Source organism: Streptococcus sp. CF8_Ac1-9, from assembly GCF_024295565.1.
Lineage (GTDB): Bacteria > Bacillota > Bacilli > Lactobacillales > Streptococcaceae > Streptococcus > Streptococcus parasanguinis_X.
This window is the reverse complement of the sequence record NZ_JANCOY010000004.1, coordinates 108,111-121,012: the sequence shown is the minus strand read 5'-3', so window position 1 is coordinate 121,012 and position 12,902 is coordinate 108,111. Positions and strand designations below refer to the sequence as shown.

Annotated in this window: 12 protein-coding genes; 8 read left to right on the top strand and 4 right to left on the bottom strand. The window is 44.2% G+C overall.

Annotation, left to right across the window (positions count from 1 at the left end):
- The first annotated feature begins 298 nt into the window (after nt 1-298).
- On the top strand, nt 299-814 hold the full coding sequence (locus tag NML76_RS07720) for a hypothetical protein (RefSeq protein ID WP_049516112.1): 516 nt from the start codon (nt 299-301) through the stop codon (nt 812-814).
- A gap of 61 nt (nt 815-875) precedes the next feature.
- On the top strand, nt 876-1,331 hold the full coding sequence (gene nrdI, locus NML76_RS07715; RefSeq protein WP_070587707.1) for a class Ib ribonucleoside-diphosphate reductase assembly flavoprotein NrdI: 456 nt from the start codon (nt 876-878) through the stop codon (nt 1,329-1,331).
- A 194-nt stretch (nt 1,332-1,525) separates the two neighbouring features.
- Here the strand turns inward: nrdI and NML76_RS07710 are convergent, their stop codons facing one another.
- Both NML76_RS07710 and argS read right to left on the bottom strand, forming a co-directional pair.
- Entirely contained in the window at nt 1,526-1,771 is a 246-nt protein-coding gene (locus NML76_RS07710; RefSeq protein ID WP_023919916.1) for a hypothetical protein, read from the bottom strand.
- Nucleotides 1,772-1,924: 153 nt separating this feature from the next.
- Entirely contained in the window at nt 1,925-3,613 is a 1,689-nt protein-coding gene (argS, locus tag NML76_RS07705; protein WP_049503868.1) for an arginine--tRNA ligase, read from the bottom strand.
- Nucleotides 3,614-3,717: 104 nt separating this feature from the next.
- On the opposite strand from argS, the gene argR reads away from it, so the two are divergent.
- Nucleotides 3,718-4,158: an arginine repressor gene (gene argR, locus NML76_RS07700; RefSeq protein WP_003009125.1), complete on the top strand. Its 441-nt coding sequence runs from the start codon at nt 3,718-3,720 to the stop codon at nt 4,156-4,158.
- Nucleotides 4,159-4,267: 109 nt separating this feature from the next.
- Nucleotides 4,268-6,817, top strand: a complete 2,550-nt coding sequence (mutS, locus tag NML76_RS07695; RefSeq protein WP_254733240.1) for a DNA mismatch repair protein MutS — start codon at nt 4,268-4,270, stop codon at nt 6,815-6,817.
- Nucleotides 6,818-7,196: 379 nt separating this feature from the next.
- Here the strand turns inward: mutS and NML76_RS07690 are convergent, their stop codons facing one another.
- Together NML76_RS07690 and NML76_RS07685 are read right to left on the bottom strand one after the other, a co-directional pair.
- Nucleotides 7,197-7,652, bottom strand: a complete 456-nt coding sequence (locus tag NML76_RS07690) for a DUF3021 domain-containing protein (RefSeq protein WP_247923680.1) — start codon at nt 7,650-7,652, stop codon at nt 7,197-7,199.
- On the bottom strand, nt 7,646-8,086 hold the full coding sequence (locus NML76_RS07685; RefSeq protein WP_118096162.1) for a LytTR family DNA-binding domain-containing protein: 441 nt from the start codon (nt 8,084-8,086) through the stop codon (nt 7,646-7,648). The genes NML76_RS07690 and NML76_RS07685 overlap by 7 nt, the downstream gene beginning before the upstream one ends.
- Nucleotides 8,087-8,334: 248 nt before the next feature.
- On the opposite strand from NML76_RS07685, the gene mutL reads away from it, so the two are divergent.
- The 4 genes from mutL to NML76_RS07665 all read left to right on the top strand — a co-directional run bounded on the left by mutL (nt 8,335) and on the right by NML76_RS07665 (nt 12,822).
- Nucleotides 8,335-10,278, top strand: coding sequence for a DNA mismatch repair endonuclease MutL (gene mutL, locus NML76_RS07680; protein ID WP_118096160.1), 1,944 nt, complete (start codon nt 8,335-8,337; stop codon nt 10,276-10,278).
- 20 nt (nt 10,279-10,298) lie between these two features.
- A complete protein-coding gene (gene ruvA / locus NML76_RS07675; RefSeq protein WP_013904320.1) occupies nt 10,299-10,892 on the top strand; it encodes a Holliday junction branch migration protein RuvA in 594 nt (197 codons plus the stop codon).
- Between the two features lie 9 nt (nt 10,893-10,901).
- A complete protein-coding gene (locus NML76_RS07670) occupies nt 10,902-11,456 on the top strand; it encodes a DNA-3-methyladenine glycosylase I (RefSeq protein ID WP_118096158.1) in 555 nt (184 codons plus the stop codon).
- Between the two features lie 97 nt (nt 11,457-11,553).
- Nucleotides 11,554-12,822, top strand: a complete 1,269-nt coding sequence (locus NML76_RS07665) for a competence/damage-inducible protein A (RefSeq protein WP_070506004.1) — start codon at nt 11,554-11,556, stop codon at nt 12,820-12,822.
- The last annotated feature ends 80 nt before the right edge of the window (nt 12,823-12,902 follow it).

Genomic DNA, 12,902 nt, shown 5'->3' with positions numbered 1-12,902 from the left:
TGGCTTTTATAGACCAAATCGTGTCGAAATGAAGCAGAATAGAAATGGATGACACAAGAAGAAGAGAATGAGGTATACTGGTGGTGTTCGAATGAAAGTTTATAGGACTCCGTTATATCTCTAATCATTCCAATTATACAGTTGCGATGTCTTTTTCATCTTTTGCACACATTACTTTTCCAAATGAATTTCATTTGAACGTATCAGTGATCAGGCAAGTGCTTCCACGGTTTTGAGGCGCTTGCCTTTCTATCTGTATCGCGATATAATAGGGTGTAAGAAATGAAAAGGAGTTTGTATGAAAAAGAAACCTATCTATCTTTATATCCTGTTATTTTTCTCTACGGTTGGAACCCTGACTTCAGCTGTTTCAACCTTTGGAGCTTCAAAGAGTTTTGAGTTGACAGATGATTTTGCTAAACAACTTGGTTTAACAACGGCTCAAGACAAGGCTGACTATGTGACATATTATGAGAAATCAGCCCAACTCAATCAGTCTCCACTAACCTTTTTATTTGTGTCCCTGATTCTGATTGCTTTGCTGGCAACTTTCTATTTCCTCTTTATGAAGCAGGATCTGTTAACAGCACATTATACTTATATGGGGCAGATTTTATTAAGTCAAGCCTTCTCTTGCTATAATTATTTTGCAGGGCGTCCACTATTAGCTAGTTTTTCAAACCCGTCCCTTCGCCAACGATATTTGGCATCTTCATCCATTGCTTTGTTACTCTTGACTGCTTTATCCCTTCTCTTCCTTGGAATTGTTTTGTATAAAACCTTGCGTTTGAGAAAAGCTCAAGCTACAGCATAATAGATAAGTTTGAATGGAGCTCTCTTAGAGGATAAGAGAGCTTCTTGATTGGAGAAAAAAGATGAAAGTATCCTTTGTTTATATTAGTCTGAGTGGAAATACAGAGAGTTTTGTCCGTCGCTTAAGTGACTATTTGCTGGAAGTCCATCCCGGACTTGAAATCGAGAAAGTTCATGTGAAAGACCTGGTCAAAGAGGGCCAGCCCTTCTTTGAAATGACCAATCCTTTTATCACTTTTTTGCCTACCTATTTGGAGGGTGGAAATGGTGTTGACAATGGCGATGTGGAAATTTTGACGACAGATGTTGCGGATTTTATTGCTTACGGAGACAACGCCAGCAAGTGCTTAGGAGTGGTTGGATCAGGCAATCGGAATTTTAACAATCAATATTGTTTAACTGCTAAGCAATACAGCCAACGTTTTGGTTTCCCTATGTTAGCCGATTTTGAAATGCGGGGGATGTTGGGAGATATTAAAAAAGTAGCTGCCATTGTAGAAGAGTTGTACCATCTTTAAAGTAAAGAGAGGCTGGGACAAAAGTCCTAGCCTCTTAATTGTTTTTGGATTGTCGAGCAAGACGCAGTGGTTGAGTGGGCTCTACTACGCTGATTTCATCAGCTTTTACAGCCCTACTCAACTGTGCGGAGGTGGGACGACGAAATCGAATTCTAACGAATTACCGATTTCTGTCCCACTCTCTCTTTTACGGTTTATTTTAATTTTTCTGTGATTTCTTTAGCAAGTAGGAGTCCCAATCGATAGTCTTTGTTGATGGCATGGATGACATCGTTGATATTGTCGGTCTCTTGGATTTTTTCCTTGATGCTATCTTTGAAAGCTTGATCTTTCAAGAGTTGCTCTTGTAAGAGCCGTTGTAGTTTTTCTCTTTCGTACTTGTTGAATAAAAAGAGGACCACTAAACTGATGAGGATTAAGATGTAAACGGTTTGATTCATAGATTTCTCCTGTATATAAAGGATTTGAAAATGTAGAGAATGAAGGGCATTAGGCATGAGAAAAGGAGTGAGAAAGAACTAAATTGAATCGCATTTAGTTTCTCCTCTCACTCCCATATGAGATGTTCTACTTATCAATCATTAGATAAGAAATTACATTTTCTCAGGGGCATCGACACCAAGTAAGCGAAGGGCTTCTTTTAAGACTACTGCAGTTGAGTAGCTAAGAGCAAGACGGCTTTCGCGTTCTGGGCTTTCATCCAAGATACGAGTGTGTGCATAGTATTTGTTGAAGGCTTGAGCCAAGTTGATAGCATATTTTGCGATCAAGGATGGATCATAGTTTTCAGCGGCACGTTTGACAACACGAGAGAAGTCTTGGAGAAGCTTGATGATTTCCCAGCTTTCTGGGTCGCTCAAGCTGTAAGTCGCATCTGTAGATGGTGTGAAGTTGGCTTTACGAAGGATTGATTGGATACGAGCGTAAGCGTATTGAACGTAAGGTCCAGTTTCTCCTTCGAAGGATACCATGGCTTCGAGGTCGAAGTCATAACCGTTGCGACGGTCTGTCTTCAAGTCGTAGAATTTAACCGCACCAACACCGACTGCATGTGCCACTTCTTCCTTGTTTTCCAATTCAGGGTTCTTTTCTTCGATCTGCGCTTTGGCACGAGAGATGGCTTCTTGAAGAGTTGGTTCGAGAAGGATGATATTTCCTTTACGAGTTGACAATTTTTGGCGGTTTTTTGTCACCAAACCAAAGTCAACGTGAACCATATCGTCGCTCCAGTCAAATCCCATTTTCTTCAGAACAGCTTTCAACTGACGGAAGTGGTTGGATTGTTCTTGACCTACAGCATAGATGTTTTTCACAAAGTTGTAAGTCCGTGCACGGTAGATAGCGGTTGCGATATCACGCGTGATGTAAAGAGTGGCACCGTCTGATTTCTTAATCATAGCTGGTGGAAGGTTCACATCATCGAGCTCAACGATGCTAGCACCCTTAGACTCTTTCAACAAGCCTTTGTCTTCAAGGATTTGGACCCCTTCGTCCATCTTGTCGTTGTAGAAAGCTTCTCCGTTCAAGCTATCAAACTCAACACCGAGGAGTTTGTAGATACGGTTGAATTCCACCAAGCTTTCGTCACGGAACCATTGCCACAATTCAGTTGCTTCTGGATCCCCATCTTCCAATTTTTTGAACCAGAGACGTCCTTCATCATCAAGCTCAGGATCGTTTTCGATTTCAGCGTTGATTCGAACGTAAAGTTTTAGCAATTCATCGATTGGGTTAGCTTCGACAGCTTCCTTGCTACCCCATTTTTTGTAGGCCACCATCAAGAGACCAAACTGTTTACCCCAGTCCCCCAAGTGGTTGATTTTAATCGTGTTGTAGCCCATTTTGCGGAAGATGTTTGAAAGAGCATCCCCGATAACGGTTGAGCGCAAGTGACCAACTGAGAATGGTTTTGCAATATTTGGACTTGAAAGGTCGATGGTAATGTTTTGGCCATGACCTTCGTCTTGTTGACCGTAGTCTGCACCTGCTTCGATGACGGATTTGATTACTTGATCAGAGATCTTAGATTTGTCTAAGAAGAAGTTCACGTAAGGTCCAGTTGCAACGACTTTTTCGAAGGCGCTTTGGTCGATCTTTTCAGCAATATCTGCAGCGATTGCTTGAGGAGCCTTGCGTTCCACTTTTGCAAGTGAGAAGGCTGGAAAAGCAATGTCACCAAGATCAGATGATTTTGGTTGTTCAAGCAAGTTTAAAATAGCATCTTGGTCAAGAGAGTCAATCACTTTGGCCAATTCACTAGCAATGAGTTCTTTATTGTTCATATTAGCTCCTTAGTCCTTTTAACTATTATTTTAACACAATTCTGAGCGAATTTTCAATTTTTTTGGTATAATTTAAAGTATATTTATTCAAAAGTGGAGGTCCAATGAAAAAGACAGAACGTCACCTTTTGATTCAACAAATGATTCGAAATGAAAAATTGTCGACTCAAAAAGAGATTCAGGATCGATTAGAAGCAAAAGGAATTGCTGTAACGCAAACAACTCTGTCACGAGATTTGCGCGATCTGGGTCTAGTCAAGGTGAAACGAAAAGACCAGTTGTATTATATTTTGCCAAATGAGCCTGAGGTGGCAGAGATTTATATTATGTTGTCCAGCCATGCCAAGTCGGTCTCACGAGCAGAATTCACTTTGGTTTTGCGGACAGAACTAGGAGAAGCAGCTCTCTTGGCCAATGGTGTAGATGAAATGTCAGATGAGCGTATTTTGGGGACAGTAGCAGGGGCCAATACCCTCTTGATTGTCTGCCGTGACCAAGATGCGGCCATTGAAATTCAAAATGAAATTTTAGGGATGATGCAGTAATCAAGCCCTGTTAAGATGTCAAAAGGAGGAAGATAGTGAGCTATCTACTCCTGTTTTCATCTATGGAGCTTGTGTCAGAAAATGATGCAACAGTAAGGAATAAAGAAGTATGGCAGTAGAGAAAATATCCCCTGGAATGCAGCAGTATCTAGATATCAAAAAAGACTATCCGGATGCCTTTTTGCTGTTTCGAATGGGAGATTTTTACGAATTATTTTATGAAGATGCAGTGAATGCAGCTCAAATTTTAGAGATTTCCTTAACCTCACGGAATAAAAATGCAGAGAATCCGATCCCCATGGCGGGTGTTCCCTACCACTCGGCCCAGCAGTATATTGATGTTCTCATTGAACAGGGATATAAGGTCGCGATTGCAGAACAAATGGAAGACCCTAAAGAAGCCAAGGGGGTCGTTAAGCGTGAAGTCGTACAGGTGATTACGCCGGGTACAGTGGTGGATTCGACCAAGCCAGATAGTGAGAACAACTTCCTGGTTGCTTTGGATCGTTCAGGAAATGAGTATGGGCTAGCCTATATGGATCTGGTGACAGGGGAGTTTCAGGTGACGACCCTCAATGACTTTAGCATGGTTTGTGGAGAAATCCGCAATTTACGTGCGCGTGAGGTGGTCCTGGGTTATGAGTTGCCAGAACAGGAAGAGCGTGTGTTTGTTAGCCAGATGAATCTCTTGCTGTCACATGTAGAGACGGCGCTCGACGATGTTCAACTCTTAGGGGATCATCTGAGTGAGCTCGAAAAGAAAACGGCTGGAAAACTTCTCCAGTATGTCTACCAGACACAAATGCGGGAATTGAGCCACCTCAAAAAAGCCCATCATTATGAGATTTGCGATTTCTTGCAGATGGACTTTGCGACCAAGGCTAGTCTTGATTTGACAGAGAATGCGCGGACTGGGAAGAAACATGGTAGCTTGTATTGGTATTTGGATGAAACCAAGACGGCCATGGGCGGTCGTTTGTTGCGGTCCTGGATTCAGAAACCCTTAGTCGATTTGAAACGGATTCGAGAGCGCCAGGACATCATTCAGGTCTTTATGGATCATTTCTTTGAACGGAGCGATTTGACCGACAGTCTCAAAGGGGTCTATGACATTGAACGCTTAGCGAGTCGTGTTTCCTTTGGCAAGATCAATCCTAAGGATCTCTTGCAGCTAGGAGATACTCTGGGGCATGTGCCGACGATCAAGTCGATTCTACTGGGGATTGGTGATCCAGTCTTAGATGTCTTAATTGCACGCTTGGATGAACTTCCTGAATTGCACCGCTTGATTACCTCAGCTATTGCTCCGGAAGCGTCTGCTGTTATTACGGAGGGAAATATCATCCGAACTGGCTTTGACGAGCAATTGGATCAGTATCGTGTCGTTCTTCGGGATGGTACTGGTTGGATTGCTGAGATTGAGGCCAAAGAGCGCGAAGCCAGTGGCATTACAGGTCTAAAAATCGATTACAACAAGAAGGATGGCTATTATTTCCATGTCACCAATTCTCAATTGAGTCACGTTCCTGCTCACTTTTTCCGCAAGGCGACCTTGAAAAATTCAGAACGCTTTGGTACGGAGGAATTGGCACGCATCGAAGGAGATATGCTAGAGGCGCGTGAGAAGTCTGCTAATCTGGAATATACGATTTTTATGCGGATTCGTGAAGAAGTTGGCAAGTATATCCAACGTCTGCAACAGTTAGCTCAGGCGATTGCGACGGTTGATGTTTTACAAAGTTTAGCCAGTGTCGCTGAGTCGCAACAGTTGAATCGTCCCTTCTTTCATGAAGAACGACGAATCGCGATCGACAAAGGTCGTCATCCGGTTGTTGAGAAAGTGATGGGAGCCCAGTCCTATATTCCTAATAGCATCTTTATGGATGAAGAACGGGATATTCAGCTGATTACGGGGCCAAATATGAGCGGGAAGTCTACCTATATGCGCCAATTGGCGATCATTGTGATTCTTGCCCAAATTGGCTCTTATGTTCCAGCGCAAAGGGCTGAATTGCCAATCTTTGATGCGATTTATACCCGGATCGGAGCTGCTGATGACCTGGTATCGGGTCAGTCTACCTTTATGGTGGAAATGATGGAGGCCAATCATGCCATTCGCAAGGCAACGCCTCAGTCCTTGATTTTATTTGATGAGTTGGGACGGGGAACGGCGACCTATGATGGGATGGCCCTCGCCCAGTCCATCATCGAATACATTCACGATCGAACCGGTGCCAAAACCTTGTTTGCAACCCACTACCATGAGTTGACGGCACTCTCAGAGACCTTGTCTCGCTTGGAAAATGTCCATGTTGCGACCTTGGAGCGAGATGGTCAGGTTACCTTCTTGCACAAGATTGAACCCGGCCCAGCAGATAAGTCTTATGGGATTCACGTGGCCAAGATCGCTGGTTTGCCAGAAGAATTATTGAAGCGGGCGGATGCGATTTTGACCAAGCTCGAAGGACAAGCCCAGCAAGTACCGCTTGCGGATGCAACTCCTAAAAAGGAAGTGTCTTCGCAGGTTGCTGAACAAATGTCCCTCTTTGAGGAAGTGACAGAAAATACAGTGATCACAGAATTGAAAAATTTGGATCTCTACAATATGACTCCCATGGAAGTCATGATGGCAGTCGCCGAATTGAAAAAGAAATTGTAAAAAGAAGATCCTCGTAATAGCGAGGATCTTTTATTGAAGACAAAGTCATCTTAGAAACTTTCCTTAGGTGAGTACGGACGTTAGGTGAAATTATCCAGTGGATGATTTCAGCAATCCAGGAAGTTCCAAGACTAATTATTGAGCCCCTTCGCTCTTTAATTTCTGGGCTCAGGCTAAAACAGTTTCCCAAACTGTTTTACTCTCAAAACTCCCGAGTGCCTGAAACACAATTGTTTCAGGCACTTTTCTCACAACGGAAAGTTTCAGTAGATGATTGAACAACTATAACGAGTATATTTTTTATAGAATTTATTAGATTTGTATAAAGGAACAGTTTATCTCTACTTTCAGATCCTCGTAGCACTGAGGATCTTTTTGCTTAGTGGTTAGCAATGCTTTGATTGATTTCTTGGACTTGTTTTTTATAAAAATGATGGGAGACCAACCAGATGATCACGTAAACGAGGGTGAATTCGACAACGAGTGAGAAGTAAAATCCGAGTCGTGCTGGAAACCAGCCGGCCAAGGTAGCTAGGGGAATAAACCCAAGTAACATGAGTAGGTAATGGCTCAGAGTAGCCCGTAAGAGGCTCCAGTCTTTTTGAAAGAGGAGACTTCCGAAGCTAAAGAGGACCCCAATCGCACCCCAAACGAGAGCACAATAGAGCATGACCAGTGAGCCGTGAACATGATGCAAGAACATCCAGCGACCGACTGCAGAGTTGGGACTTAAGGGAAGGTACAACTCAGGTGAGAAGAGATAGGAAAAGAAGATGGATAAGATGAGCCCGATGAGAATGCCTTTCAGGGCGTCAGAAAAAGATTGTTTTAGCATGATAATTTCTCCTTAATGGCTTTCAAGTAACGACGGGAGGAGTAGGTCAGACTCCCGTTTTTAAGATAGATTTGCACCGATCCTCCACTGGTAAAGTGCAGGTGATCGATTTCTTTTGTGTTGATAATTTCAGATTGGGAAATTTTGAGAAAGCAGGTCGGCAAGTCTTCAGATAGCTGATAGAGTGGCCCAGTCAGAATAAATTGATCTGTTATGGTCTCGCCAATTACTTGCCGATTTTCAATGTAAAAACGTTGGAATAGCTGGCTTTCGATCAGGTAAGCTTCCCCATCCTTTTTAGCACGTAAGCGCCCTTTTTGATCCAATTCTTCCACAAAGTCACGAATTTTCTCTACACGCGCAGACAGTGCAGGTGCTGTGATCATCACCGCTTCTTCTTGGAAGTGGGAATCAATGTGTACTTCAACTTTCATAAGATCGTTTCTCCCTCCTTTGGGTAAAGTCGGTTGGCCTGCTAGCCCGGCTCCTTCTTTACACTACTATTAAACACTTTTTCCAAAGGGAAGACAAGGAGATTTGTCTATGTGGTCGTTTTCTTTGCCTATGCGGTTTTTAAGGAAGAAGATGGGACTGGCCTCTATTTTTTAAGAAAGGGAGTCTTGTGGATCTGTGGTATAATAGAGCTACATGTATCGGTGAAAAAATAGGTAAAGGAGCAGACATGTCACAGATTATTGAATTGCCAGAAGTCCTAGCCAATCAGATTGCGGCAGGTGAAGTGATTGAACGACCTGCTAGCGTGGTCAAGGAATTGGTTGAAAACTCGATCGATGCTGGAGCTAGCCAGATCGTTGTTGAAATCGAAGAAGCAGGATTGAAGTCGATTCGGATTACAGACAATGGGGAAGGAATTGCGCACGATGAGGTCGCTTTGGCCCTCCGTCGACATGCGACCAGTAAGATCAAGAGTCAAGCGGATCTTTTTCGTATTCGAACGCTTGGTTTTCGTGGTGAGGCCATGCCTTCCATTGCTTCTGTCAGTATTCTAACCCTTCTAACGGCGCAAGAAGGAGCTGCCCACGGGACCAAATTGGTCGCAAAGGGTGGCGAAATTGAGGAATTGGAGCCAGCGACAAGCCCTGTCGGGACCAAGATCACAGTGGAAGATCTCTTTTTTAATACCCCTGCTCGTCTCAAGTATTTAAAGAGCCAGCAGGCAGAGTTGTCCCATATCGTGGATATTCTCAACCGCTTGAGTTTGGCTCATCCTGAGATTGCCTTTACCTTGATCAATGATGGAAAAGAAATGACCAAAACAGCGGGGACTGGTAATCTCCGGCAGGCGATTGCGGGCGTCTATGGCCTCGCGTCTGCCAAGAAGATGGTGTCCATTGAAAACCGTGACCTAGATTTTGAAGTGACGGGCTTTGTGTCTTTGCCTGAATTGACTCGTGCCAATCGCAATTACATCAGTCTCTTTATCAACGGCCGTTATATCAAGAATTTCTTGCTCAATCGGGCTATTTTAGACGGCTACGGCAGTAAACTCATGGTGGGCCGCTTTCCGCTCGCGATCATTAATATCAAGATCGATCCTTACTTAGCGGATGTCAATGTTCACCCCACTAAGCAAGAGGTTCGCATCTCCAAAGAACGAGAACTAATGGCCTTGATCTCCCAGGCTATTGCGAACGCCTTGAAAGAGCAGGACCTGATTCCGGATGCTCTAGAAAATCTAGCCAAGTCGACTATTCGTCGAACAGAAAAGCCAGTACAGACGACCCTGCCTTTAAAAGAAAACCGTCTCTATTATGACCGAGAGAGTCAAGATTTCAAGCTTCGACCAGAGGTGGCAGATCCTCAACGGCCTCTAGCAGATGAGACTGCTACTGAAGCTAGAATCCAAGAAAACCCAGTAGAAAAACCGACAAGCGCGATCAAGTTTGCGGAAAGAAAGGCTGTGGTTTATGATGAACTGGATCACCCAGAGCTGGATCTGGCTAGTCTAGACAAGGCCTATGATAAGTTGGATGGGGAAGAACATTCGACCTTCCCAGAGTTGGAATATTTCGGTCAAATGCATGGAACCTATCTCTTTGCCCAAGGCAATGGAGGTCTCTACATCATTGACCAGCACGCGGCCCAAGAGCGGGTCAAATACGAAGAATACCGGGAGAGCATTGGGGACGTAGACGGCAGTCAGCAACAACTGCTGGTTCCTTATATCTTTGAGTTCCCTGCAGACGATCTGATCCGCCTGCAACAGCGCAAACACCTCCTAGAGGAAGTGGGAGTTTATCTTGAAGAGTACGGAGCCAACCAGTTGATCTTGCGGGAGCATCCGATCTGGATGAAGGAAGAAGAGATTGAGTCGGGCATCTATGAGATGTGTGACATGCTCCTCTTGACCAAGGAAGTGTCCATCAAGAAATACCGAGCTGAGTTGGCCATCATGATGTCCTGCAAACGCTCCATCAAGGCCAATCACACACTGGATGATTACTCTGCACGGGATCTGATCTATCAACTGTCCCAATGTGACAACCCTTATAACTGCCCTCATGGCCGTCCTGTCTTGGTCAACTTCACCAAGTCGGATATGGAAAAGATGTTCCGACGTATTCAGGAAAATCACACCAGTTTACGGGAATTGGGCAAGTATTAAACAAACAATAAAGGAAGATTATGTACGAATACATTAAAGGAATCTTAACAAAAATCACTGCTAAATACATTGTGGTAGAAACAGCTGGGATCGGCTATCTCTTGCATGTGGCCAATCCTTATGCCTACTCTGGAAAAATGAATCAAGAGGTGCAAGTCTATCTGCACCAGGTGGTTCGGGAAGATGCTCATCTTCTCTATGGTTTTGCGACCGAAGAAGAGAAACAGCTCTTTTTAAACTTGATCTCAGTCTCTGGTATTGGACCTGTCTCAGCTCTGGCTATTATCGCTGCAGATGACAATGCAGGCCTTGTCCAAGCCATCGAAAGCAAGAATATTACCTACTTGACCAAGTTTCCGAAGATCGGCAAGAAAACAGCCCAACAGATGGTCTTGGATCTGGAAGGTAAGATCAATCTTGACCTAGAAGATGCACCGGCTCAGTCCAAAGCCAAAGTTGCAGAAGAAAACCAAGCCCTTGAAGAAGCTATGGAAGCTATGTTGGCATTGGGATACAAGGCAACGGAACTCAAGAAAATCAAGAAATTCTTTGAAGGAACTTCTGATACTGCTGAAAACTACATCAAGTCTGCCCTGAAGATGTTGGTGAAATAGGAGGTTCCTATGCCAAAACGTTGTGGCTGGGTCAAAATGACCAACCCGCTCTATGTGGCCTACCATGATGAGGAATGGGGACGGCCCCTCCATGATGACCAGGCCCTTTTTGAGTTACTCTGTATGGAGACCTATCAGGCTGGCCTATCTTGGGAGACGGTGCTCAATAAACGGCAGGCTTTCCGAGAATCTTTTCATGGTTACCATCTTCAACGCGTCGCAGAGATGACGGATGAAGAACTGGAATCCTTGTTAGACAATCCAGCTATCATCCGAAATCGTGCCAAGATCTTTGCGACACGGGCCAATGCTCAAGCCTTTCTACAAGTCCAGAAGGAATTTGGATCGTTTGATGCTTATCTTTGGTCTTTTGTCAATGGGAAAACCATCGTCAATGATGTTCCAGATTACCGACAGGCTCCAGCGAAGACAGCTCTTTCTGAGAAGCTAGCCAAGGACCTCAAAAAGCGTGGTTTTAAGTTTACAGGTCCCGTTGCGGTCCTGTCCTACCTACAAGCAACAGGTCTGGTCAATGATCATGAGAATGCTTGTGAATGGAAATAGGAACAATAAAAAGTCGCAGGTTGCGACTTTTTTAAATAATTTAGGAAATTGTGTTAAAATGAAATGAAAATTACGAATAGTATAAGTAGGAGGCACCATGAAGGCGGAAATTATTGCAGTTGGAACAGAAATTCTAACAGGACAAATTGTCAACACCAATGCTCAATTCTTGTCTGAAAAATTAGCTAGTTTAGGGATTGATGTCTATTATCATGTGGCGGTAGGAGACAATGAAGGTCGTCTCTTCTCGACCATTGAGACAGCTTCAAAACGCAGTGATTTGGTGATTTTATGTGGTGGACTTGGGCCAACAGAGGATGATTTGACCAAGCAAACCCTTGCTAAGTTTTTAGGGAAAGAACTGGTTTTTGATCCAACAGCGCTTGCCAAACTCGACACCTTCTTTGCCAGTCGCCCTGATTATGTCCGGACGCCCAATAATGAGCGGCAAGCACAATTGATTGCCGGTTCAATCCCCCTTCAAAACCGTACAGGTCTCGCGGTTGGAGGTTTGATTGAAGTCGACGGTGTGACCTATGTCGTTCTACCTGGTCCACCAAGTGAGTTAAAACCCATGGTCAATGAACAATTGGTGCCTCATTTGACAACAGGGGAACAGCTCTTTTCAAGAGTCTTGCGCTTCTTTGGAATTGGGGAAAGCCAGCTGGTTACGATCCTAGCAGATATCATTGAAGAGCAGAGTGATCCGACAGTTGCCCCTTATGCCAAGACAGGAGAAGTAACCTTGCGTCTATCTACAAAGGCGAAGGATCAAGCTTCAGCGGATGCTAAGCTCGATGTCTTAGAAAAGGAAATCTTATCACGCCACACCCTGGATCATCAACCTTTGCAAGAGTTGTTTTACGGTTATGGGGATGACAATTCGATGGCCAAGGTGGCCTTTGATCTCTTGAAACGGACTGGTAAGACCATTACAGCTGCAGAAAGCCTGACGGCTGGCCTCTTCCAAGCGACTTTGGCAGATTTTTCAGGGGCGTCTAGCATCTTTGCAGGTGGTTTTGTCACCTATAGTCTGGAAGAAAAAAGCAAGATGTTGTCTATTCCAGCTCAAGAGTTGGAGCAACATGGAGTGGTGTCTCATTTTACAGCTCAAGCCATGGCTTCACAGGCCCGTAAGTTAACAGGATCCGATTATGGTGTTAGCCTGACCGGAGTTGCGGGGCCAGATAGTCTAGAAGGGCACCCAGCAGGGACTGTCTTTATCGGACTTGCGACTCCAAATGGAGTGGATAGTGTCCAAGTTAATATCGCTGGACGTAGCCGGGCGGATGTCCGCGAAATTGCAGTTCTTCATGCCTTTAATTTGGTGCGCTTGGCTGTATTAAATGGTGAAAATTTGGTATAATGAAGCTTGTGCCAAATGAAGAATAATTCTAAAAATGGATAGGAAATGTGCCTTTCAAAGACCGGAAAACGTCGGTGAGT

Excerpts from the sequence above, each read along its gene's own strand:
- NML76_RS07690 (WP_247923680.1), bottom strand. The coding sequence starts at position 7,652 with ATGCTAAAACAATCTTTTTCTGACGCCCTGAAAGGCATTCTCATCGGG.
- mutS (WP_254733240.1), top strand. The coding sequence starts at position 4,268 with ATGGCAGTAGAGAAAATATCCCCTGGAATGCAGCAGTATCTAGATATC.
- mutL (WP_118096160.1), top strand. The coding sequence starts at position 8,335 with ATGTCACAGATTATTGAATTGCCAGAAGTCCTAGCCAATCAGATTGCG.
- NML76_RS07710 (WP_023919916.1), bottom strand. The coding sequence starts at position 1,771 with ATGAATCAAACCGTTTACATCTTAATCCTCATCAGTTTAGTGGTCCTC.
- ruvA (WP_013904320.1), top strand. The coding sequence starts at position 10,299 with ATGTACGAATACATTAAAGGAATCTTAACAAAAATCACTGCTAAATAC.
- NML76_RS07685 (WP_118096162.1), bottom strand. The coding sequence starts at position 8,086 with ATGAAAGTTGAAGTACACATTGATTCCCACTTCCAAGAAGAAGCGGTG.
- NML76_RS07670 (WP_118096158.1), top strand. The coding sequence starts at position 10,902 with ATGCCAAAACGTTGTGGCTGGGTCAAAATGACCAACCCGCTCTATGTG.
- NML76_RS07665 (WP_070506004.1), top strand. The coding sequence starts at position 11,554 with ATGAAGGCGGAAATTATTGCAGTTGGAACAGAAATTCTAACAGGACAA.
- NML76_RS07720 (WP_049516112.1), top strand. The coding sequence starts at position 299 with ATGAAAAAGAAACCTATCTATCTTTATATCCTGTTATTTTTCTCTACG.
- argR (WP_003009125.1), top strand. The coding sequence starts at position 3,718 with ATGAAAAAGACAGAACGTCACCTTTTGATTCAACAAATGATTCGAAAT.
- argS (WP_049503868.1), bottom strand. The coding sequence starts at position 3,613 with ATGAACAATAAAGAACTCATTGCTAGTGAATTGGCCAAAGTGATTGAC.
- nrdI (WP_070587707.1), top strand. The coding sequence starts at position 876 with ATGAAAGTATCCTTTGTTTATATTAGTCTGAGTGGAAATACAGAGAGT.